This window comes from Microcoleus harperi Pol14_C6 (genome assembly GCF_036701295.1).
Lineage (GTDB): Bacteria > Cyanobacteriota > Cyanobacteriia > Cyanobacteriales > Microcoleaceae > Microcoleus.
Genome location: NZ_JAUBQN010000056.1, coordinates 1 through 24104 on the forward strand (window position 1 = coordinate 1; position 24104 = coordinate 24104).

Genomic DNA, 24104 nt, shown 5'->3' on the forward strand with positions numbered 1-24104 from the left:
TGATTTTAAATCATCCAAATCTTCCTTCAGTCTTGTCTTATGGTACTCTGGCTGCTTAAAAACTGTCCGGAGTATTGCTAATTACAATTATCAATTAACCATTAACTATTGGCTAAATTTCAATCCCTTCCAGAGTCATTATGACTGCATTTTTCATCAACATATCGCAGCGTTCTGCATAAAAAGATGCTGCCTTATCATACTTATTGATTTGTAAAACGCGCAGAAACATTTGCCTTGCTTGCGCGAATTGCTGCTGGTAGTGAAAAAAAATTCCCTGTTCAAAATAAGTTTGAGTTTGTGCTTTTAGTTCGATCATTGTCGGCGAGTCGCCATCGTAAATTTCAAATACAGCAACAGGAGTTTGTTTTCCTTTGACTTGAACGCGATCGAGAAATCGGCACTTGTAATGTTGAGGATCGTCTATCCGGCAAAGGGTTTGGACGCTAGCTACAATAGCCACCCCATAAAGCTTTGTCAATCCTTCCACGCGGGAAGCTAAATTAACGGCATCAGAAATCACCGTACTTTCCATTCGTTCCGCTTCGCCAATCGTACCTAACATTAAAGTCCCCGTATGCAAACCAATCCCTATAGAAATAGGTTGATAGCCACTATTTTGCCTGTGCCTGTTATAAATTTTCACTTGCTGCTGCATCTCAATTGCTGCTTGCACAGCATCTTCAGCCCTGTTAGGAAACAAAGCCATAATCCCGTCACCAATGTATTTATCTATGAAACCGTTGTACTGGCGGATAACTGGACCCACTCGGCTTAAGTAAGAGTTAAGAAATTCAAAGTTTTCTCGGGGAGACATACTTTCGGACAGACTTGTAAATGAGCGAATATCGGCAAACATAATCGTCATTTCTGCTTGTACAGAGTCTCCCAGTCTGGCATCAACGATGCTTTCTCTTTTGAGAAATTTCAAAAATTCACGGGGTACAAAACGAGCTGATGCAAGGGCAATTTTTTCTAGTTCGCTTTTACTGGACTCGATTTGATTGAGTGATCTAAATGCTCTCAGTGCGGTGACTACTGTGGTAAATAATTTTTTGTTAGTAAGTTCTGTTTTGGTTTTGTAATCATTGATATCATAGCTGACAATTACTACATCTTCTGGTACTTGCCCGGGCTGTCCAGTGCGTAAAATAATCCGCACTACTTGATTATTTAAAATATCGCGGATGTATTTAACTACTTCCAAGCCTGCTTCGTCTGTTTCCATAACTACATCGAGTAAAATCAAGGCTATGTCGTAGTTATTTTGGATTATTTCTTTAGCTTCTTTTCCTGAGTAAGCGCTGATAAAGGTTATACTTTTTCCTTCAAATTTAAAATCGTTTAACGCTAGTTTAGTAATATTGTGAATTTCTATTTCATCATCTACAATTAATATTTTCCAACTTTCTTCTAGTGGTTTTTGTTCCGCCTCGTCTTCCTCGGCAAATATTAATTCATCGTCGCCCGCCGCGATTAATTCGTCATCGCCTGGAGCCAACAGGTTTTTACTAGCTTCTGACATATATCTTTCTCCTATATAAAACTTATATCCATGTTGGCGGTCTCATAACTAATTGCTCATTTTAGCGGGAAATTCAATCATAAATTTTGTGCCTTTATTTACTTGACTTGTGCAGTTAATTGTGCCTTTTAGTTTTTGAGTAACAAGGTTATAAATAATGTGCAGTCCCAATCCCGTGCCTCCCTGACCTCTTTTGGTGGTAAAAAATGGTTCAAAAATTTTACTGAGATTTTCTGGGTCAATTCCTTTGCCGTTATCGGCATATTCAAATATTAGCCGATCGCCCTCTAGTTTGAAATCAAAAGCCAGAACTCCTTCGTCTTCTCCATCGTAGGCGTGAATAAGGGAATTCAACACCAGATTTGTCACAATTTGACACACTACGCCGGGGTAACTGTCCACTACAATATTTTCATCACACTTAATATTTATTTTGTGCTTAGTTCTTTTTAGTTTGGCTGTTAAGGATGTCAAAATTTCCTCTAGATACTTTTTAACATTAAACGTGCGTTTTAACTCGCTAGACTGATCTACAGCTACTTCTTTAAAACTGTGAATCAAGTCGGCTGCCCGCGTGAGGTTAGATAAGATCATATTACTGCTTTGCACGGCGGTATCCAGAAACTTTTCTAACTCGGAACGTTTTATTTGACCGTTACTGTAAACCTCAAAAAACTTTGTGGCTTTTTCAGCAAGCAGGGAGGCGGCGGTGATGCCGATGCCGATGGGAGTATTGATTTCGTGGGCAACACCTGCAACCAACCCTCCGAGGGCAGCCATTTTTTCCGATTCTACCAGTTTATTTTGAGCTGATTTTAAGTCTTCTAAAGTTTGGGAGAGCTCGGAGGTACGCTGCTGTACTAAATTTTCTAGATTCTGATTGAATTGGTGCAAGTTGGCGTAAAGTTGAGCATTTTTGATGGAGATAGAAATTTGAGAAGACAGCAGTTTTAATATTTCTAACCTGTCTTGTGTAAAAGCGCCTGTAGTCAGATTGTTTTCTAAATATAGAATGCCAGTGAGTTGGCTTTGATTAAGTAACGGAGTGCAAAGAATTGATTTAGGTTGAACTGCCATTATATAGGGTGTGCGAGTAAATTGTCCTTCGCTGCTGGCATCGTTTAAAACTATACTTTCCTGGGTGCGGGCGACGTAATTCACAACTGCAACTGCCAGCAAAGTTACTTCTCGATCCTCGGCCACAAAATCTATGGGAATTGATTGCATGACAGCAACGCGATCGCCATCTACAGAGCCTGATGCTTCAATCACCCATTGACCCTCTTTTTCTAGTATTAAAAAGCCTGTTTGCGCCCCCGCATTTTCAATAACAATTTTCATCATTTTTGCCAGCAGTTTGTCTAGAACTATTTCGCCTGCTAAGGTTTGCGATGCTTTAACTGCTGTGGTCAAGTCTAGCACGCTTGCACTGTCGTTCGTAGTGGAAGCGCTGCTGGTAGATTTGTGAGTTTCACTATTAGTTGAAATCGAGCCTGAAGTTAGCAAGTGCGAGTATTTTGATTCTAAATGCGCTGCTTTGGCTGTTGCTCCCCAGCGCTGATAGCAATAACGCGCTTCTGTTAAGTAAGTTTTTGAAATTTTTTCTCGTCCTATGGATAGATAAAAGGCTCCTGCTAATTCTGCTGCTAGTGCTTGGACTTGTATGTATCCGTTTTCTTGGGCTCCTTCAATTGCGCGATCGTAATATTCCATTGCTCTCACCACATTGCCCAAAATCCGCGCTTTTTCTGCCGTAAGTAAGTCGCATTTGTGCTGAAGATTCATGGGCGCATAAATTGCTTTTTGTTGCAGTTTTTTCCGGTTGCTGACTGCGTAAAAAATATGCTCTTCTTGTTCCTCAATTGTGGCAGATGGATAGGCTGCTAGCCGGGCTAGAGAATCGTAAAACTGGTATTCAGAAACATTGATAAAGCCTGCAACTCCGTCTAAATATACTTCCGCTTGCGCTGCATTTTCTAGCGCTGTAGCGGTATCTCCAAATAAATACGCTCGTATTAATTTTTGCAAATAAAAGTGCTGTAGTCCCACCCGATCGTTAGCTTTCAACAGCAGCAACAACAATTTTTCTTCGCTGTATGCTTCACCTAATACAAGGTGTGAACTTTCCAAGTTTCCCATCAATTGCAAAATAGTTTGCCGATATATTTGATTCCAAGTCAATACAGTTTCTTGCTTGAGTTGAAACAGCAAATGGTTGTAACTTACCATTCTCCGTTCCAGTTTTGGCAATTCTTGACCGATGAAATACAAAGATTGACAAATATTTACTGCCGCATATCCGACACATTCTAAATCTCCATTTTCTAGGGCGCTTTGATAGGCGTCCTCTAATAGCGGCAAAGAGTCTTTAACGTGATGCTTGCCGTTCATCAAAATAAATGCTACTAAATTAAGCGTTTTGCTTTTGAATTCTAAGGCATTTAATCTCTCGCTCAAATTTAAAGCTAATTGACCGAAGCGATCGCCAGATTCAACGTCTCTAACTATTCCTTTTAAAATTGCTCCGTAATTAGCATAACCGAAGGCAGAAAAACTAGAGTTTCCGTAATTAATAGATAAATTAACTTGCTCGCACACAATCAGCGGCAGCAGCACAGGTTCAACTATAAATGTAGATGAAAACATACTGGAAAGCACGCGCATAGTTGCTAATTTGTGCGGATTGGTCATAATCGGCAAGTTAATTAAATCTTCTATTTGTTTGTCGGTCAAATAAGCTGCTGTTTTAGCCATTGCTTGCTGAATGTGGAGGGGAATCGGCGATTCGGGAAAGTTTATTCCTAACATTTTTAGTGCTTCGCGACCAATTTTTACTGATTCTTGAAGTTTGGTTTGCATCGCACAAGCTATGATTCTGATTTCAAACACTTTGATTTTGTCTAGTTCATTTTTTGCGTGTTGCAGAACAATTTCAGCCCATTTTTCCATTGGCTCAAAGTCGGTATTGAGGTAAGCAGCTTCTGCTGCTGACTCGTAGAGTGCAAGAGTCAAGTCGTAGTCAGTTTGCCAACTTTCGGGGGGCAGCAGTTCAATTCCTGCGGTTAAATATTTCAGGGCAAGTTCGTAAGCTGCACTTGCTTTTGCTTTGCGGCCTGCCATTAAATTTAATTGGCATAATTGAAATTGTTCTAATTGGCTGGTGATAATTTTTTTGGCCAAATTTAGTTGGTTTACGGTATCAAAAATATGCTCTTCTAATTGCTCTGGTGGTGCATTTGTGAGTAAAAACTTGCCTATCTTTAGATGAATTTCTTGTTTTTTAGAATCGGATATTAAAGCATAAGCGGCCTGCTGCACTCGCTCATGCAAAAATTTGTAAGTTGCGCTAGGAACATCAGCCACGGATAGGGAAAATTTATCGCTAAAATCTCTAGATATTGTGTCTGTTACTTCTGTACTTGCTGCTAGTGCGATCGGAATTTTGTAGGCGTTATTCACGAGCAAAATCAGACCGGACTGAAGTGCCTCACCGAGGTCTGTTGCTGCGGACTCCAGAGGTTTTTCGGCGATTGTCGAGAGAGTTTTTAAATCAAATTTATTTCCGATACAAGCGGCTAATTTAAGCAGTGCCTGGGTATTATCTGAAAGTTTATGAATGTTATCTATCATTAATTCTACAACATTGTCAGTTATTCCCATTTCTTGTATTTGTTCGATATCCCACTGCCACTGGCCTGTGATAGGGCATTTTTTCATAATTTGCTCTGAGATTGGTTGCGCTAAGCCCGACAGGTTAGGTTCAGCTATATCGCTCACATTATTCGAGGGAGAAAGTTTAAATTTAATCAAATTTTTTGAGTGAATAAATTTTATTAGTTGAGTTAAAAAGAAGGGATTTCCACCAGTTTTTTGAAAAAGCAACTCAGCTAAACTTAGCGAGTTTTCGGGGGCGCAGTTCAAAGTATCGGCAACGAATTGGTTGACGCTGCTTATATCTAAAGGCAAAAGGGCGATCGCCCTTACAGTGCCGCCTGCTTTTTTAATTGCTGAGGCGGTCAGCATTAAAGGATGATTTGCATCTACTTCTTGCTCTCTATAAGCTCCAATTATTAATAAATATTGAGTTCCCAGGTCAGTTGCTAGTAGTTCTATTAACTTGAGAGATGCTGAATCGACCCACTGCAAGTCGTCCAGGAAAATTATTAGGGGGTGTTGTTTTTGAGCAAAGACGCGGATGAAGTTTTGAAATACTAAATTAAAGCGATTTTGAGATTCATTGGCTCCTAAATCTGGCACGGGGGGCTGCGGACCGACAATCAGTTCTAATTCGGGAATAGCTTCAATAATGACTTGGCAGTTACCGCCGAGTGCTTTTAAAATTTTTTCTTTCCAAACATGGATTTCTGCGGCATTTTCTGTGAATATTTGCCGCAACAAATCCTGAAAAGCTTGGAGCAAAAAAGCGTAGGGAATATCGCGCTTAAATTGCTCAAATTTGCTGTCAATAAAATACCCGTTTTCCCGCCGAATCGGCTTGTAAACTTCATATACTAACGAAGATTTTCCCACACCTGCACCACCAGAAATCAGCACGATTTCTGTATTGCCCCGCCTCATCCGCTGGAAGATACTGAGAAGCATATTAACTTCTACTTCTCGCCCGTAAAATTTTTGGGAAATTTGCAGGTGCCTTGACCGATCTTGCTCGCCGAGGGTTATGTGGGAAATTTCGCCTGTAGTTTGCAGTTGATCGAGACAATTTTCCAAGTCGTACAAAAGTCCGAAAGCACTTTGATACCTGTCTTCGGCTGTTTTTGCTAAGAGTTTTATGACGATATCGGAAACGACTTGAGGAATCTCCTTGGTTCCTACTTGATTGATTCTGCCTTCGATGCTTCTGCTTTCTACTTTTTGCTTTCTGTTTTCATAAGGAGAAACTGGCGTTTTGGCAATATGGCAGTGTACTAATTCCATGGGATCGATCGCCTGAAAAGGCAATTCGCCACACAGCATTTCATAAAAGGTGACGCCTAAAGAATAAAAATCGGTGCGGTAGTCGATCGCCCGATTCATGCGTCCCGTTTGTTCAGGAGACATATAGGCGAGAGTGCCTTCGAGTAAATGGGGATGGCTGGGGGCGGGGTTTTCGCCCGGTAGCAGGGAGGCGATCGCAAAATCAGCAATCTTGACATCTCCTGTCTCGATATTGACAATAATATTGCTGGGTTTAATATCCTTATGGATGATGTGGTGTTCGTGGAGTTGTCCAAGAGTTTCTGCTAGTTTGATGCCAATATGCAGAAATTGTTGTAACTCTAGCTGGTTGTTGCTGAGAAAGTCTTTTAGGGAAATACCACCAAAATCTTCTAAAACTAAAACAGGAAAGTGATTGTATGTTTCTATTTTATAAAGCTTGACTATTCCGGGCAAACTCAAATTTTTAAGAATTTCTGATTCGTGCAGGAGTTGGGATATTTGCGCTGGGGTAGGGTATGTCGGGGTGAAAGTTTTGAGGATAACGGGTTTTTGTTCCTCAAGCTGCATCCCTCGATAAATAACTGTGTGAGGGTTTGTATAAAGTTCTCCGTCAATGCGGTATCCCGGAATAGAAATCATGATAGTTGGGGGTAATTTCAAAGAGTCGGTTATACAATTTTAGATTTTAGATTTTAGATTTTAGATTGGGAATGATTGATGATAGAAAGGTTTGGAGCGCGGGCTGAGAGTTGCATTCTTTTTGACCACAAGTATTATTAAGTAAGTGGAAATACACATCGCCGATCGAGTGTGGTTTTTACGGCAGTAAACTTGCTACTATATAGCTGAGCTAAATCCATCCCTAAAGGACCCTCCTAGATACTTTTTTTGTCGCTTATTTACTTATCTATATTTTAGTCTTCAAAAAATCAGAAGTCGCACTTTGCTATCCCGCCAGTGCCAAAATAAACGGGTGCGTGCAAATCAACAGCTAAAATCTAAAAAAATCATGCAGAATATAACTGCCTCAAATCCAGCTCATGCGACCGATCGCGCTTTTGGCACCGCAGACATTCAATTGCTGGTAGTGGATATAGACGGCACGATCGCAGGTTTGTCAAATACCATCCGAGAACCAGTCAAACAGGCAATTTTGGCTGCCGAGTCGCGGGGAGTGAAAGTGGCCGTCGCTACGGGCAGGATGTACCGCTCAGCTTTGCGTTTTCACCGCGACATCGGCTCAACATTGCCGCTGATTTGCTACCAGGGCGCATGGATTCAAGATCACGCTACTCAAAAACGGCTGCGGCACTTGCCGCTGTCGAAACAAACTGCTCTGCAACTGTTAGATCATTTTGAAGAACCGCAGTTGCGACCCCTCCTTTCGATCCATTTCTACATTGACGATCAACTTTACGTGCCGGAAATTACCGCAGCTACCCGAATTTATGCGGAACGCTCGGGCATTGAACCAATTGTGATTAAAGATTTGCGGCGAGATATTCCGGGGGAACCGACGAAAGTTTTGGCTTTGTGCGAGAATCCGGGGGTACTCGACGGGTTGCTCAGCAGTATGCGGCTGCGCTACACGCCTGCGGAGCTTTATTTGACTCGATCCGTTGCTACTTTTTTTGAAGCTACGCATCCTTTGGCAAATAAGGGAGATGCGGTGCAGTATTTAGCGGAGGAACTTTTGGGTTTGCAGGCGGCGAACGTGATGGCGATCGGCGACAATTTTAATGATGTAGAAATGATTGCCTACGCGGGTGTGGGCGTGGCGATGGGCAATGCTCCTGATGGGGTGAAGGCTGCTGCTGATTGGGTGGCGCCGGATGTGGAGGAAGATGGGGTGGCGGCTGCGATCGAACAATTTGTTTTGGGCGATCGTTGATATTTGTAGCACCAATACCGCAGGGGCGGGTTTAGCGACATTTGGAAAAAATGTATATCAACTCGCCCCGACCCAGCGACACTTTATTATTATATAACTGTCTAGTTTTGAGTTCTATGCAATCAAATTTTGATTATAAAAAAAATCTACACTTTCGGATTTTTCGAGATTAAGTCGACTCAATTACTTTGTTTGCAACATCCGAATATTTATTTAACGAACCGCGAAGACGCTGAGAACGCAAAGGAAGAAATGAAGAAGACGGGGCGGGCTTACAGATCTTCTGGATGTAAATTTATAGATAATTTCAAATTCTTAAAAATGGGTTTCAACAGAAAGAGCACCGACGACTGGCCGTGTTTCGTCTCGGTGCTCTTACTGGTTCGCTCCTCACACGTCCATCAATATAGCTGACTCAGTAAATTGTGTCAATACTTTTTCCAAAAATTGTTTTTTGAGTCGGCTGCTGCCGGGGTGTCGGTGCGGTGGATCGAGGCTGAACCTTTGTCAGGCAGGGGTTTTGGTCGATCGCCCAAGGGTTGCCTCGATCAGAAAAATTTTACTTCAATTCCAGCAGCCAGTCCAAAATCAGAGCGTTGACTTCACTCGGCCGCTCGTCGTGGGGACAGTGGCCTGTGTTGGGAATGGAAACAAATTTCACTGGTTTATCGTTGGCTGCCAATTCTTGATAAATCTGGCTGCCGGCGATCGGCGTCCAGGGGTCGTCTGCGCCCCAAAGTACCAATAACGGACGATCGACTTTGGGCAGCAGTTCTGAGGGTTGAGGACCTGGAGGGGCTGTGAGAATCGAGGCAAACACTTGTTGAGCTCCGGGCTCGCAGGAGGGGGCGTGCAGGAGTTCTACGAGTTCGTCAGTGATGGCTTCGCGGTTCCCGTAGACTTGGCGCAGGGTGTTGCGGATGCGGTGTTTTTGGCGGATGTTGTTGAACATAAAGGGGCCGATCAGGGGCGATCGAACTAATTTAGTAAAAGTCCCCATTACTAATCGCAGCGGGAAATTCAGTTCGTCTGGCCGGTGGTTGAGCCCGCCAGCACAGTTGATTAAGACTGCGCCGGCTGATATTTCTGGATGGTTGGCGACTACCATCAAACTCAGCAAAGCGCCGATCGAATTCCCGACAAATACCGCCGGTTCCTGTACCAGATCCGCCCAGAAATCTCTCAGCAATTCTTCCCACAATTCCAGAGTGTAATCGAGGGCTGGTTTGGCGGAAGCACCGAATCCCAGCAAGTCCAGCGCAAATACACGATAGCCGCCGGCCGCTAGTGGGGGGATATTTTGCCGCCAATGTCCGATCGAAGCGCCAAATCCGTGAATCAAGATCAGAGGGCGGCCAGTTCCTTGGACGGTATATTGGATTTTGTGACCTTTCCAAGTCCAAATTAGCTTTTCAAAACTCGTTGCAGATACTAGCTGTTGTGCTGTCACGGCTCTTAATGTAAATTTTCGTTAACTTCTTTGATCATACCAGCACAATCCCTCTAAGGGCGGCCTCGGAGCAACGCTCCACACGAACATTCAACTCTTGAGAAGGATGGAAGATATCAGGTTAAATAAACATACTTCCTTCTTTCTTCCTCCTTCCTCCTTCTTGCTTCCCAATTTTTACTTTTTTTGTAGCAACCAATAAGTCATCATATTCCCCTTACCTTTTACCGGAATTACGCCTCGCCTCTCAAACAAATACTTATCTTTCAAAAGCTCATAAGTAACATCAGTAACTTGAATTCTGCCTGCAAAACCTGTAGCTTCCATCCTCGCGGCTACATTCACCGTATCTCCCCACAAATCATAGGTAAACTTGCTCACACCAATTACTCCCGCAACCACCGGCCCGGAATTGATGCCGACGCGAATTGCCAGTTTTTCCCCTGTCTCGGCGCACAACTTTGCTATTTTTGCCTGCATTCCCAAAGCCATTTGGGCGATCGCCTCGGCGTGATCCTGTCTCGGCGTAGGCAACCCCCCGACTACCATGTAAGCATCGCCAATAGTCTTAATTTTCTCCACACCGTACTTTTCAGCTAACTGGTCGAAGTGGGAAAAAATTACGTTTAAGCGCTTTACCAACTCGGTGGGAGACATTCTAGCAGACAACTCAGTAAAGCCAACAATATCAGCAAATAAAACACTTACTTGGGCAAAACTGTCGGCAATTGTACTTTGCTCCGCCTTCAATCGTTCTGCGATTGGTTTGGGTAAAATATTTAACAGCAACTTCTCGCTTTGTTCTTGTTGAACTTTTAGCGCTTCTTGCGCTAATTTGCGCTCTGTAATGTCAGAAACAGTACCCTCATAGTAGAGCAGCTCACCTTTTGAACCTCGAACAGCCCGAACATTTTCTGACACCCAAATCCGGCGCCCGTCTTTGCGACATACCATAGATTCAAATCCCGAAACGGCATTTTCATTATCCATAGCAGCCACAAATTCGAGGCGGCGTTCCGGGTCAACGTACAGTTGCTGAGCAATATTTTTAATCTCGGACATCAGTTCTTCTGGCGAGTCGTAACCGTACAATTTTGCCAAAGCTGGATTAGCGCTGAGATAGCCTCCTGAAGGCGTGCTTTGAAAAATGCCTTCCATCGCATTTTCTACAATGCTGTGATATTTTTCTTGGGCAATACGCAGCAATTCTTCTGCTTGTTTGCGCTGAATCAAAGAACCTAATTGAGTGCCGACCGCATTAAACACGTCTATAAATCGTGCGTCTTTCCCACCCGACGAACTTTTAAAGAAAACTAGCACTGCCAATACTTCATCGCCTACCAAAATCGGCACGCCAAAACCCGCTTTGAATCCGAGTTCTAGTGCTATCTGACTTCGGAAAAAATGCGGGTAGCCCCTGGAAATATCTTCTACCCATTCCGCTTGCTTGGATTCCCAAACTCGTCCCGGCAGCCCTATATTCCGGGCAAATGTCAGTTGTTGGCTTTGGGTGCGGAACGATTCCATGCTGGGGTTGCTCGCATACCAGCCGCGGGCAGATTGCAGCACAGTTGCTTCTGCATCGGGAATCCAAGCTTCTCCTACATCCCATCCGATTGTTTCGCCAACTTGGTGCAGAATTACTTCTAAAGCTGAGTGAAAGTCTACAGCTTCGCCGATCGCCCGCGTAGTTTCCAGCAAAAACCGGATTGATTCTTCAGCCCGCTGCCGTTCTGCAATTTCTTCCTGCAATCTAGAATTGCGATCGTGCAGTTCCCTAGCTTGCAGTTGCAGTTTGGATTGCAGCGAACGAAGGGAAAGTTGGTTTTGGACGCGGGCTAAGACTTCTTCTACTTGAAACGGTTTAGTAATATAATCCACTCCTCCTACTTGAAAAGCTTTAACTTTTTCCAGGACGTCATCTAGCGCACTAATAAAAATTACCGGAATATCTTTAGTTTTTTCGCTTAACTTTAACTGCTCACAAACTTCATATCCGTTCATTTGCGGCATATTAATATCTAGTAAAATTAGATCGGGAGGAGATATTTGTGCCCCTTGCAGAGCCAAGTGTCCGTTAATAGCCTTCCTGACATGATACCCATAAGATGTCAGCATAGTGGATAAAAGTCGCAAATTATCCGGCATATCGTCAACGATCAGAATGTCTTTAGGAGTCGCGGGTAATGGATGGTCGTTCATCATCATATAATTGAGTTAAATCGATAATGATATCTATCCGAAAATTATCGACTAAATCTGTTAAAGCGTTAGCGAGATTTGCCTCAGTTTCGGGAATTTCCTTGATCAGTTCGAGGATGCGGTTGTCGTCTACACAAAGTGCTGCTCGGTGCAACTCGACCACCCAGTCTGTGGGCATTACACTAAAATCCTCGGTGGTCAAACTTTTAAGCAGCGTCGGTGTTGAAAAAGAAGTAGATAAATTTTCTTTCTCATAAATATAACGCAGGTTGAGGTGATGCGCTATCTTTTCAAAGAGTACCTCTTCCCGAAACGGTTTACATATCAAATCGTTACAACCGGCAGACAAAATTATTTGTCGCTGCTCGTCAAAAGCACTGGCAGTCAAAGCAATAATTATTGTTTCTTTACCTTCTATAGTTTTCTTAATCTGTCTTGTCGCTTCATACCCATCCATCACGGGCATCAGCATATCCATTAATATCAAATGCGGCTTCCAAGTGGAATGCAAAGCAATTGCTTCTTGACCGTTAGTTGCTTCCAGAACTTCAAATCCCAGGGGGACCAGCAGCTTAAGCAGCAGTTGGCGATTTTCCCCTACATCTTCAACTATTAATATCCGATAAGTGTCTTGTCCGGCTTCTAAAGAAATAACTTGTTTAATCTGCGGTTTTTCTTGTTCATCACTTTCTGTTGCTAGGTTGACCCAAATATTAAAACTGAAAATTGTGCCTTGGTCTAGTTTACTTTCAACAGCAATATCACCTCCCATAATTTGGACAAACTGTTGGCTGATCGGCAACCCCAGACCAGTTCCCTGCATAGATTTTCGACCAGTTTCGGTTTGTACAAATGGCTTAAATAATGTAGAAATTTCTGAGGGAGAAATGCCGGGTCCCGTGTCGGCAATTTCAAAGCACAATTGGGATTTCTTTTGTTCGGCGGCGTCTTTTTCAGTTTTGTGGCTGCTGACCCGCAAAGTAACGGTTCCCTGCTGAGTAAATTTTATCGCATTGCCGACCAGGTTAATTAAAACTTGCCGCAATTTAGCTTCGTCTGTTTGAATATACTGCGGTAAATCATCGCCATTTTCAAAGATTAGGTGCAAGCCTTTTGAGTTGGCTTTTAGTTGCAGCATTTCTTTGAGACTGTTGAGAAGGTTGTAGAGATTGAAGCGGCTGGGATTGATAGTAATTTGACCTGCTTCTATTTTGGACATTGACAAAACATCATTGATGAGTTCTAGCAAATGTTCGCCACTGCGGTTAATAATTTCTATGTATTCTTTTTGTTCTTCTGTGATAGAACTATTGCGCGCCATGACTTGGGAAAAACCGAGAATAGCGTTGAGGGGTGTGCGGAGTTCGTGGCTCATGGAAGCTAGAAATTGGCTTTTGGCGCGGTTGGCAACTTCGGCGTTTTCTTTGGATTTAATCAGTTCGATGGACTGCCTTTGAGTGCGGGCGAGCAATTCCGCTTGCTGTAATGCTACTCCTAGCTGAGTACCTACATCAACTGCCACGTTGATTTCTGCTTCAGTCCACTGCCGGGGACCAGAATTTTGATAGGATGCTAGTAATCCCCAGAGCTTTTTGCCGGAAAAAATTGCTACAATAATGTAGGATTTAGCTTGAAATTTTTCTAGCAATTGAATGTAACAATTATCGAAACCTTGCTTGTAAATATCTGGGACACACAGGTAAGTTTTACCTTGGCTGTAGGCTCCGCCTTGGGTTTCTTGCAAATAGGTATCCCGTACTTCTTGTGAGGTGCTATCTAATCTTTTGACAACGCAAATTTCGCTATCTAAAGCGCCTTCAGTAAGGTTAGAATCGGCATCCTGTGCTTGGATGAAAGAAACCCACTTGCGGTCAAGCGATTCGGCTACAAATTCGCCACTCCAGTCTGGATTGAAACGGTAAATAGCGACTCGATCGCACTTCATGGTTTGGCGTAATTCTCGGGTTGTGGCGTGAAAAATTTCTCGGATATCTAAAGTTTGCCGCATTCTTTCAATGATGCGGGCGATCGCTCTTTGTCGTAAAGCACTTTCTTGCAGTTCGGTTTCTGCCTGCTTGCGTTCGGTAATATCTACAGCCATTAAAGCAATGCCGATCGCTGTACCGTTATCGTCAATTAGCTGAGTATTGTACCACTCGCAGATGATAATTCTGCCGTCTTTGGTCAGATTTTCGGTAGTGCCGCTGGATTTGGCATTCAAGTCATGATTGAAAATCTCAGATAATTGCGGGTGGTAGCTTTCAGGTACGATCAAATCGGAGGCGACTCGACCAATCGCTTCTTGCTCACTGTACCCAAAAATAGCCACGGCTGCGGGATTCCAAGTGATAATTTCTAAATTGAGGTTTAACTCGATAACTGCGATCGGCGTTTGCTGCAATAAAAACGAGATTCTTTGCTGCGATGCTAGCAGTTTCTCTTCGGCTAATTTGCGGTCTGTGATGTCATTAGCAGTGCCGAGAATTTGTTTGGGTTTACCATCGGCTGTTCTGAGAAATACTGTATCCCAACTGTGCATCCACCGCCATTCACCGTTTTTGTGTTTCATTCGGTATTGACATTCAATGACCTCACCGTCTTGGGCTTGATCCACTTTTTTGACGCTTTCCAAAAACTCTGGCAAATCATCGGGGTTGAGCAGCATTGGCATCATTGCTGTACCCATATCTTGTATTTCTTGGGCGGTATATCCGAGCATCGTAGAAATTTGTCGGTTGCTGTAGACATTCCGCTGTTCAATTACATCGTAAACATACAATAGGTTGGGATTGGAATCGGCGATCGCTTGAATGAAGTGCTGGCTCTCTCTGAGTGCGGATTCTGTTTGTTTGCGAACGCTAATATCTCGCGCCACGATAATCACTGAATCTGGAGTCAGCGGAGAAACTTTAGCGTCGAGGCAAACTTCACGCTCTCCGAGTCTAAAGCTATATTCAACATTGATGGTTTGCTTCGTTGTTAGAGCTTGTTGGATGGCATTTAATACTAAATCTGCTATAGGTTTCGGCAAGACTTCATGAGCGGTTTTGTTAATCATTTCGCTGGGAGGTTTCACCAAATTTGTTGATGCTGTCGGGGCAATTTTGATGCAGCGCCCTTCGGCATTTCTCACTAAAACTGTGTCAGTCATGGCGGCAAAAATCGCCCGTAATTCTGCTTCAGATTCTTGCAAAGCTTGCTCAGCGCGGACACGGGTGCGAATTTCTGCTTGCAGCACTTTATTTTGCCGATCGAGCTGCTGAATTCGGTTTTTTTCTCGTTCGATCAGTTTAGCTTGAGCGATAGCGAGCCCTACTTGAGCCGCCACAGCTTCTAATAAGTCGATTTCCTCGGAAGTCCATTCCCGGTAACGATCGCACTGGTGCAAGCCGATAGCGCCGTTTGCCCTGCCTTGGTAGGAAGTGCGAATTGCCAGCATCGATTTTAACCCAACCTTCTGGCAAATAGGTTGAGCAGCTTCCAACAGAGGGTCTGAATAAACATTGTTGGAGGCGATCGCCTGATCTTGTATCATCATTTGTATGACGTGAGGATTGCCCCAAATTGGAACGGGTATGTTCCAAAGAGATTCGTACCCGGGTTCGAGATACTCGGCCGCCAGAGGAATATTGACTTGGGGGGTAGTAACGTAAGTATGAATCAAACACCGATTGGCGCAGAATGCCAGACCGATTTGAGTTGCAGCTATTTGAAATATTTGTTCTGGCTGCAAGCTTGACCGAATTTCTTGAGTTATTTTTGCAATTAGCAATTCTCGCTGAACTTGCCGTTCTAAAGCAGCTTTAGCTCCTGCCATTTCTATTTCTGCGTGCTTGCGCTCGCTGATATCAAAAAGTACGCCATACCAAACAATATCGCCATTATCGCACATTTCTGGCCGAGAATTAGATTGCAGCCATTTGAGTTTACCCGACGGTGTAATAATCCGCCATTCAAAGGCAAAAGGTTCTAAAGTTTGGGCGCTAGTAGCAATTTTTTTTACCAGATATTCTTGGTCATCTGGATGATTTTGATAGAAGCACAAGTCGGGATTTCTTAATATTTCCTCACTCTCTAATTCGTAAATCTCCCGACAAGCATAACTAATATATTCAAACTTGAAACTTCCATCGGGCTGCCTTATAAATTGATAAAGAACTCCCGGTATATTGACGGCCAATTTCTGCAACCGTGCTTTGCTGTCCCGGAGTGATTGTTCTGTCAGCTTGCGAAATTCTACCTCTTGTTGCAGTTGGGCATTCTGCTGTTTTAATTGTTTTGATAGCTGTTGTATAGTTAATTGACTTTCGATCCGCACTAAAACTTCTTCCACTTGAAAAGGCTTAGTAATGTAGTCAACACCGCCGACTTCAAAAGCTTTAACTTTGTGAAAAGTTTCATCAAAAATACTCAAAAAAATAACCGGGATTTCCCTCGTCCTCTCGTTGGATTTCAGTCGAGCACAGACTTCATATCCGTTCATTTTGGGCATAGCAATATCTAGCAAAATTAAGTCTGGGAGAACAGTAAAATTAGCATTGACCGCCATTTCTCCCGAAATCGCCCGCTGAACTTTATACCCTTCTTTCGTCAATACGTTTGATATAAAACGCAGGTTGTGGGGCTGATCGTCAATAATTAAAATGTGAATATTTTCTTTGTCAAATATCATCTTTTGTCGGATCATTGTGAATTTTTTAGTGCAAGCAGCAGATTGAGGATTTAATAAATTTAGCGATTTCTTCCATCATAATTATTTTTTAAACCTTTTAAAACTCCGCAAATAGAGGATAAATTTTAGATATTAACTCATCAACTAACGCACATTATATTCTTTAAACTTATTGGGTGCTTGTCTTAAGGTTTCTCCTCAACTTAACCCTATTTAACCATATCTTATTTCCCAAACAAATCCGATTATTTGATGTCCTAATTAACTTGGCAGAACAACAATCCTCGCTTAGGCACTCCAAATCAAAGCAACCGGGTTTTTTAATTTTGTTCAAGGGCTGGGACAAAATATTTTCGTACAACCCGGTTGATACATCCAAAACAGTTTTTTACTTGACCTTAGCATTAAAATTCCCAGGAGAATAACGCAAGTTTATGGATATTCTGTTAACACATTCAAAGGGTTTTAGCAGAGATACACACCTGGGCATACCGCGAGGCGAAGAAACCGTTTTTTTTACTCTTGTCGCTGCAACAAAGTCTAGCGGTGAAAAACCTCGGTTTTGACGCACCCGCCCATCAGCCTTAAGATATTTATAGGTAACTAAGAGTATATAGCAATCCTCAATCATTTGTTAATTTCTTACTCCCGATCGGGTTCGGAGAGGGTTGGGGGTAGGGTAAAAATTTACGACTCCTGCAAGGATTGCTATAGATCCATTCACCCGCCTCCAAAGCCTAGGAAAAAAACTATTTTCTAGGTCTTTTCTATGCCAGCAATTCCTTAAGTTTAGCAAAATTTTGCTGGCTAAAGTAAATTTTAATTTCTAGTTCTTGGTCAGATTCCCACAGCAGCAGCATATTATCTTCGCCCAAGGCGATTTCGGGATTATTTAATTCAAGTGTTTGATATTTCACTTCGGGAATGCCTACGCGAATCACCAGTTCCGATTCCAACTGAGGATAGATGTATAATTGCTGTTGCAGATTGTCTAATTCTAGTTTATTAACAGTGTTGTTACGTTGGACAGGAGAATCGGGTATGTACCAATAGAGAGTATCTTCACGAATTTCGGGATTGACTATCACAAATGTTTCGTCAAAACGCTGGGGGTGCCAGTGAATTTCGCTCAGACCGCCGATTTGCGGAATCAGTCGCTCTACCCAGCTAATTTCTTTGCCGTTGAGGTTTCCCCACCACTGACTGATATTATCGAGATTGTCAGCATTTTCGGGGTGGCTGCTGCCGGACTGCCAGACTGTTTTTAGTTGTTGCATATACAGGTTCTCCAGCGAATTTAAATTTGAGATTGCAGGCTTTCAATTGGAGATTCATTCGTTATACAATAATTTTAATGGACTTACCAATTATTTACCACGAAGATTACGTTGTACCTCTGCCACCGGATCACCGCTTCCCAATGGCAAAGTTTGGGATGCTTTACCAGATGCTGCTCGCGGACGGGGTAGCAGATAAATCGCAATTTCACGCTCCCGAACTTCCCCCTCAAGAATGGATTGAATTAGTCCACGACCACTCCTATGTTCAAGCTTACTGCAACGGGACGCTTGATAACAAAGCGACTCGGCGAATTGGCCTGCCTTGGAGTCGCGCCCTTGTTAATCGCACTTGCACTGCGGTTGCAGGAACTTTACTAACTGCCAAGCTCGCTTTAGACTACGGTTTGGCTTGCAATACTGCAGGCGGAACTCATCACGCCTTCCCTGCTTTTGGGTCGGGTTTTTGTATTTTTAATGATTTGGCGATCGCCTCTCGCGTCTTACAAAAAAATGGTTTAGTTCGCAAAGTTTTAATTGTCGATTTAGATGTCCACCAAGGAGACGGAACCGCGGTAATATTCCAAGATGACAGTAGCGTTTTTACTTTCTCGATGCACTGCGAAGTCAATTTTCCCGGCACTAAACAAAAGGGCGATTTAGATGTACCTTTGCCTGTCGGTATGGAGGACGACGAATATTTACAAACATTGGATAAATTTTTACCAGATTTGCTGTCAAGTGTCAAGCCTGATTTAGTTTTGTATGATGCTGGAGTAGACCCTCATCACGGTGACAAACTGGGAAAATTAGCTTTAACTGATACGGGCTTATTTCGCCGGGAAATGCAAGTTTTGATGGCGTGTTTGGCTGGTGGCTATCCCGTTGCCTGCGTGATTGGCGGGGGCTATTCCGATGACGCTAAGGGGTTAGTTTACCGGCATTCACTGCTGCACCGAGCCGCCAGTCAAGCCTACAGGCAGTATCGACTTTGATCGAGAGTGGCCAGATTTCCGAAATAGGGTCGAAAAAACAGTCTCCCTCACCCAAACAAATAAAAATACTATTAGCGATCGCTCCAGCTTGCCAGATGGGTACAACTTGAGCTAAAAAGTTGTTAAACAAACAACGGTACTTATGTCGAAGGCCAGCGAGTCCAATCACCCCTATCCACTGCTGGTTGTCATTGTTAACTACCGAACCTCGAGTTTGACAATTGACTGCTTGCGCTCTCTAGTTAGCGAAGTTCAATCGCTGCCCGGTATGCGAGTCGCAGTTGGCGACAATGCTTCAGGCGATCGCTCCGTCGAAGAAATTAGTAGTGCGATCGCCTCAGAAGGCTGGAGCGAATGGGCATCCTTCGTTCCCCTAGACCGTAACGGCGGATTTGCCTTCGGCAACAACGCCCTGATCCGTCCCGCCCTCCAATCCACCAATCCCCCCCCTTACTTCCTGCTGCTCAACCCAGACACCATAGTCCGCCCCGGTGCCTTGAAAGCCCTCGTCGATTTCATGGACACTCATCCCGAAGCCGGCATCGCCGGCAGCCGCTTGGAAGACCCCGACGGCACGCCCCAGGAGTCAGCTTTTCGGTTTCACAACATCTTGACCGAACTCGATTTTGGTTGGCGCACAGGCTTTATATCCAAGTTATTAGCCAACTGGGCCGCAGCGCCTCCCATTTCCCAAGAAACCTGTCAAACTGATTGGGTAGCTGGAGCCAGCATGATCGTCCGTCGCGAAGTATTTGAAAAGATTGGCTTGATGGATGAAGCTTATTTCATGTACTGCGAAGAAATGGACTTTTGTCTGCAAGCGAACAAAGCTGGCTGGACTTGCTGGTACGTACCCGAAAGTCGCGTTGTGCACTTAGTCGGCCAAAGCTCAGGCGTCACTGATACCAAAAAGCCCGCCAAGAGGCTGCCTACCTATTGGTTTGATTCCCGGCGTAGGTACTTTATCAAAAACTACGGCTTGGTTTACACAGCATTAACTGATGTATCCTGGGCTTCGGGTTTTGCAGCCTGGAGGGTGCGCCGCGTACTTCAAGGCAAACCCGATGGCGATCCACCACAATTACTGAGGGATTTTGTATTAAATAGTGTATTTTTTAAGGGGGGTAAGATTGAAAAATCCAAAAACTTTTAAAGGGAGTTGGTAAATCGGTCAAAGCCAACTAAACCAGGTTAACCTAGGCAAGCAAAATATCTTATGATGCAGCCGATAAATTAGTATTCTCGATCGATAAAACCGGATTGCTCCTTCCTCAAAAACCTGATAGACCCATTAATATCGTCGGCATCTACCAATAGAGTAAACAAAAAATAGTGTGAATTAGAGCTTATGGTCACTGAGCAAAACTTAATCACCAGTGAAAATCAAGTAGAAGACCCCGCCCTGGGACTATGGCAGCAAATTAAAGAAGACTGGATTGCTCATGGTCGAGATTGGACAAAACCGGGATTTCGCGCCGTAGCAGTGCAGCGTTTTGGCGTCTGGAGAATGCAAATAGAACCGAAATTACTGCGAGCGCCTTTGAGCATTATTTATCGATCTCTCTACCGAAAAGTCCGCAATAGTTACGGGATAGACTTGCCTTACACTGTGAAACTCGGGCGGCGCGTGGTGATTGAACATCAAAACGCTATTATTATTCACGGATATTGTACGATCGGCGACGACTGCATTATCCGCCAAGGTGTAACGTTGGGAAACCGCTATTTGGACAAGCCGCTAGAATCCCCTCAATTGGGCGATCGGGTTAACGTCGGCGCTGGTGCAAAAATCCTCGGCAAGGTCAACCTAGGAGACGACGTAAATATTGGTGCCAATGCTGTAGTTTTATCAGATATTCCAGCCGGTCAAACTGCTGTTGGTATCCCTGCCAAAATTATCAAATCCCGGCCTGCGGAAAACAACGCTTAAATCATTTTCTTCCTTATGGCTTCTGCTATAACTCTGCGGACATTAAATAAATCTCCCTAGTCAAGTTAGAGATTCTTCTTCAGGTAAACTGCCCAAACAGGGACAATTGTCAACATCATCAAAAAAATGCACAAACAATGGTTGAGTCAATCACTAAGTCAATCATTTCTGCTACAGAACCAGACTGGAGCCGCGAAAAACTTAGCAAGTGGTGGGAACCGAGTCGCCAACTGCTTAAATCTATCCGCAACTATCAAAAGTGGCAGCATCAGGGTGGAATTGGAGGATATATTTTAGGCCGTTGGAACGTGATCCAGCATCGATTTTGGAGCGTTGTCACTGCAACAGACATCCCTTTGAACTGCCAAATACAAGGAGGACTGCTGCTGACTCATCCTAATGGCGTGGTCATTCATCCCAGTGCTTCCATTGGTCCTAACTGTCTGATTCTTCAGCAGGTGACAATTGTTGCTGATGTCAAAATCGGTGGTCATGTCGATATTGGTGCAGGAGCTAAAATTATTCGCTCCGTAACGATCGGCGATCATGCTTTGATTGGTGCTAATGCTGTGGTGATTTGTGATGTGCCACCGGGTGCAACTGCCGTGGGAATTCCCGCAAAAATCATCGAAAAAAAAACCCAGGAAGTCTGAAAAATAATTTCTAGAAGTCGCAGAGAAATTATGAAATTAGCTGGACTTTTATTAAAATATAAAACGAACTACTCAGTAGTCGCTTTCAAGAGGTAAAACTTGAAAGAAATTGGATTAGTTGCGAGCAGCTAGGATTTGGGATTTAAAATTAAATAAAAAAACCGTGGCTTTCAGTCGCGGGAGCGTCCAAAAGCTCAAGTTTTCTCCCTCACTTTTCAAGCTGGTTTCAATTTTTCGAGTACCAACTCAGCGCGCCGCCGTGCCACTTTTTCCCACGTAAATTCCTGTGCCCGCTCGCGGGCAGATTTACTCATCCGAAGCCGCAAATCGGCACAACCAGCTAACTGTTGCAAGCCTGTCACTAGCGCTTCTTCATCATAGGGCGAAACAATTATGCCATCTTTGCCATCTCGGACAACGCCACCTGCTCCCATAGGTGAAGTTAAAACTGGCAAACCGTTAGCCATCGCTTCATAAGTAACCAGCGGGCTGCCTTCTTCCAAACTGGGAAAGGCAAAAAAGTCAGCTTCGCGATAAGCAAGGGCAATATCGCTAGTGTAATCCCTATGAATTACATCTGAGCGTGCTAAAATGCTGCTGCAAGTTTCAGCAATTGCTGGCTCCATACTTCCGCAAAGCAGTAGTCTGCCTTTAATTCCTGCTTTTTCCCAAGCCCGCAACAGTAAATGAGCTCCTTTTCTGACGCAAACGCTGCCCGCAAAGATAACAGTAATCGTGTCTGATAGTGGCTTCTCGCTCACAAAAGGCGGGAAGCGCTTGGGAGACCACCCGTAACTGGTAAGGATCAGTTTATGTTCGGGAACTCCCGCTCCCATAAAAGATTTTTTTACCTCGGGACTCGGACAAAAGATGAAATCAGCCAAACTAATTTGTTCATCCTCTTCCTGAATGGTATCGGCAGTAATTGGGTGTTGGGGATCGATTCCCAAGCGATGGTAAGCATCATCAATAATAAATTTAGCCGGCTTTGTATAGCAGTTGATCCGCTCCAAAAGAATGGGTGTGCTCTCCTGTTTAACTTTCCTAAAGGTTTCGATCGAAGTGTTAGGCCACAAGTAAATTGCATCAAAATCCTTAACATCTCTGAGGAAAAGCTTTTCTGTACAATTTCTAGGTCTGTCAGCGCTGCGGTAATATAGCCATTTGAGGTATCTGGGTACAGCTTCTACAAGATTCGGTCTGCGACATGACGGATCGCAATTCGGAACAATCATGCGGACTTTAAAGTCAGGGTAGTTCCACTGTTCGCAGAGTGAAAAAAATGTATGGCTGGCTCCCAGGTTCGTACAGTAAAGTGCGAAGAAAGAACTTAAATTTAGCATTGTTAACTAAGCTCTACTCAACATGATCTGTGTGGCTCTTAATACAGAATAGGTTAGAGACAGTTTAACACCAAAAACCGCAGATTAAGGTAAGTTAGCAATATAAAGATATTGTAAACTTACCTTGAGTGTCACTAAAATATTAAAATAGCAACTCGCAAGTCGAATTCAAGAGGTAAAGGTTGAAACAAATGGGATTAGTGGCGATCGGACGAAATGAAGGGCAGCGCCTCCGCCAATGCCTAGTCTCCGCCACCGACAAAGTTGCCCGCGTCGTCTATGTCGATTCCGGCTCAACAGACGGTAGCCTAGAGTTAGCCCGATCGATCGGAGCCGATACAGTAGAACTAGACTTATCTATACCGTTTACCGCAGCACGTGCCAGAAACGAAGGCTTTGCCCGCTTGCTGGAACTAGGGCCAGACATCGAATTTGTGCAATTTGTGGACGGTGACTGCGAAGTAGTTGATGGATGGATCGATCGAGCCTACAGCGAACTCGTGGCCAAACCAGACGTAGCAGCAGTCTGCGGGCGCAGGCGCGAACGATACCCCGAAGCAAGCATCTACAACCAATTGTGCGACATCGAGTGGGATACCCCCATCGGCGAAACCAAAGCCTGCGGTGGCGACTCCATGATGCGCGTAGCAGCATTTGAGCAAGTCGAAGGTTTCAATCCCACACTAATAGCCGGCGAAGAACCCGAACTGTGCTTGCGGCTGCGCCAAAAAGGTTGGAAAATTCTTCGCTTAGACGCAGAAATGACCCTGCACGACGCGCAAATGATCAGTTTCGCTCAGTGGTGGAAGCGCGCCCAAAGAGCCGGTTACGCCTACGCCGAGGGTTCCTGGATGCACGGCAGCGAACCAGAGCGCCATTGGGTCAAAGAAACCCGCAGCACCTGGTTTTGGGCCTTAGTCTTGCCAGCCCTAGCCTTGGCAATGACATGGCCGACAAAAGGCTGGAGCTTGTTACTATTGAGTGGCTACCCCTTAGCAACCTATCGCACCTATAACTATTATATAAAGCATCGGTACCTCACAACTAAAGAGGCAGCCATCTACGCTTTGTCATGTGTATTAGCCAAATTTCCCCAGCTACAAGGTCAAATCCAGTTTCACCAGCGCCGATTGCTGGGGCAGCAGAGCAAGTTGATCGAATACAAAACAACCAACTCTATTAATTCAGCCAGCTAGAATTACAGCTAACGTCCCAGAAGATCCACCCC

At 44.0% G+C, this 24104-nt stretch carries 13 protein-coding genes; 6 read left to right on the plus strand and 7 right to left on the minus strand.

Features of this window, described 5'->3' with window-relative positions; translation table 11 throughout:
• Positions 1-112 precede the first annotated feature (112 nt).
• Positions 113-1525, minus strand: a complete 1413-nt coding sequence (locus QUA27_RS25070; protein WP_333071486.1) for an adenylate/guanylate cyclase domain-containing protein — start codon at positions 1523-1525, stop codon at positions 113-115.
• 48 nt (positions 1526-1573) lie between these two features.
• Complete coding sequence (locus tag QUA27_RS25075) at positions 1574-7102, minus strand: trifunctional serine/threonine-protein kinase/ATP-binding protein/sensor histidine kinase (RefSeq protein ID WP_333071487.1); 5529 nt, start codon at positions 7100-7102, stop codon at positions 1574-1576.
• Positions 7103-7472: 370 nt separating this feature from the next.
• Here QUA27_RS25075 and QUA27_RS25080 point away from each other — a divergent pair, with 370 nt between their 5' ends.
• Positions 7473-8354, plus strand: coding sequence for a Cof-type HAD-IIB family hydrolase (locus QUA27_RS25080; protein ID WP_333071488.1), 882 nt, complete (start codon positions 7473-7475; stop codon positions 8352-8354).
• Positions 8355-8913: 559 nt separating this feature from the next.
• Here QUA27_RS25080 and QUA27_RS25085 read toward each other — a convergent pair.
• The 4 genes from QUA27_RS25085 to QUA27_RS25100 form a co-directional block, all read right to left on the minus strand.
• Positions 8914-9804 (minus strand): alpha/beta fold hydrolase, encoded by an 891-nt coding sequence (locus QUA27_RS25085; protein WP_333071489.1) that lies wholly within the window; start codon positions 9802-9804, stop codon positions 8914-8916.
• A 177-nt stretch (positions 9805-9981) separates the two neighbouring features.
• On the minus strand, positions 9982-12009 hold the full coding sequence (locus QUA27_RS25090; RefSeq protein WP_333071510.1) for an adenylate/guanylate cyclase domain-containing protein: 2028 nt from the start codon (positions 12007-12009) through the stop codon (positions 9982-9984).
• Positions 11975-16693, minus strand: a complete 4719-nt coding sequence (locus QUA27_RS25095; RefSeq protein WP_333071490.1) for a response regulator — start codon at positions 16691-16693, stop codon at positions 11975-11977. Before QUA27_RS25095 ends, QUA27_RS25090 begins: the two co-directional genes overlap by 35 nt.
• Positions 16694-17445: 752 nt before the next feature.
• The gene (locus QUA27_RS25100; RefSeq protein ID WP_333071492.1) at positions 17446-17955 is read right to left on the minus strand and encodes a hypothetical protein; all 510 of its coding nucleotides are present in this window, start codon (positions 17953-17955) and stop codon (positions 17446-17448) included.
• A gap of 77 nt (positions 17956-18032) precedes the next feature.
• On the opposite strand from QUA27_RS25100, the gene QUA27_RS25105 reads away from it, so the two are divergent.
• The 4 genes from QUA27_RS25105 to QUA27_RS25120 all read left to right on the plus strand — a co-directional run bounded on the left by QUA27_RS25105 (position 18033) and on the right by QUA27_RS25120 (position 21533).
• Positions 18033-18950 carry a histone deacetylase family protein gene (locus tag QUA27_RS25105; protein WP_333071493.1) on the plus strand — a complete coding sequence of 306 codons (918 nt, stop codon included), beginning with the start codon at positions 18033-18035 and terminating at the stop codon, positions 18948-18950.
• 142 nt (positions 18951-19092) lie between these two features.
• On the plus strand, positions 19093-20103 hold the full coding sequence (locus QUA27_RS25110) for a glycosyltransferase family 2 protein (RefSeq protein WP_333071494.1): 1011 nt from the start codon (positions 19093-19095) through the stop codon (positions 20101-20103).
• Positions 20104-20298: 195 nt separating this feature from the next.
• Positions 20299-20880: a serine O-acetyltransferase gene (locus QUA27_RS25115; RefSeq protein ID WP_333071495.1), complete on the plus strand. Its 582-nt coding sequence runs from the start codon at positions 20299-20301 to the stop codon at positions 20878-20880.
• 137 nt (positions 20881-21017) lie between these two features.
• Positions 21018-21533 (plus strand): serine O-acetyltransferase, encoded by a 516-nt coding sequence (locus QUA27_RS25120; protein ID WP_333071496.1) that lies wholly within the window; start codon positions 21018-21020, stop codon positions 21531-21533.
• A 215-nt stretch (positions 21534-21748) separates the two neighbouring features.
• On the opposite strand, the gene QUA27_RS25125 is transcribed toward QUA27_RS25120, so the two are convergent.
• Positions 21749-22876 carry a glycosyltransferase family 4 protein gene (locus QUA27_RS25125; RefSeq protein ID WP_333071497.1) on the minus strand — a complete coding sequence of 376 codons (1128 nt, stop codon included), beginning with the start codon at positions 22874-22876 and terminating at the stop codon, positions 21749-21751.
• 182 nt (positions 22877-23058) lie between these two features.
• On the opposite strand from QUA27_RS25125, the gene QUA27_RS25130 reads away from it, so the two are divergent.
• Entirely contained in the window at positions 23059-24072 is a 1014-nt protein-coding gene (locus tag QUA27_RS25130) for a glycosyltransferase family 2 protein (RefSeq protein WP_333071498.1), read from the plus strand.
• Positions 24073-24104: the final 32 nt, after the last annotated feature.

Bases quoted from the DNA above. Each gene is read 5' to 3' on its own strand.
- QUA27_RS25070 (WP_333071486.1), bottom strand. From the start codon at position 1,525: ATGTCAGAAGCTAGTAAAAACCTGTTGGCTCCAGGCGATGACGAATTA.
- QUA27_RS25075 (WP_333071487.1), bottom strand. From the start codon at position 7,102: ATGATTTCTATTCCGGGATACCGCATTGACGGAGAACTTTATACAAAC.
- QUA27_RS25080 (WP_333071488.1), top strand. From the start codon at position 7,473: ATGCAGAATATAACTGCCTCAAATCCAGCTCATGCGACCGATCGCGCT.
- QUA27_RS25090 (WP_333071510.1), bottom strand. From the start codon at position 12,009: ATGATGAACGACCATCCATTACCCGCGACTCCTAAAGACATTCTGATC.
- QUA27_RS25095 (WP_333071490.1), bottom strand. From the start codon at position 16,693: ATGATCCGACAAAAGATGATATTTGACAAAGAAAATATTCACATTTTA.
- QUA27_RS25100 (WP_333071492.1), bottom strand. From the start codon at position 17,955: ATGCAACAACTAAAAACAGTCTGGCAGTCCGGCAGCAGCCACCCCGAA.
- QUA27_RS25105 (WP_333071493.1), top strand. From the start codon at position 18,033: ATGGACTTACCAATTATTTACCACGAAGATTACGTTGTACCTCTGCCA.
- QUA27_RS25110 (WP_333071494.1), top strand. From the start codon at position 19,093: ATGTCGAAGGCCAGCGAGTCCAATCACCCCTATCCACTGCTGGTTGTC.
- QUA27_RS25115 (WP_333071495.1), top strand. From the start codon at position 20,299: ATGGTCACTGAGCAAAACTTAATCACCAGTGAAAATCAAGTAGAAGAC.
- QUA27_RS25120 (WP_333071496.1), top strand. From the start codon at position 21,018: ATGGTTGAGTCAATCACTAAGTCAATCATTTCTGCTACAGAACCAGAC.
- QUA27_RS25125 (WP_333071497.1), bottom strand. From the start codon at position 22,876: ATGCTAAATTTAAGTTCTTTCTTCGCACTTTACTGTACGAACCTGGGA.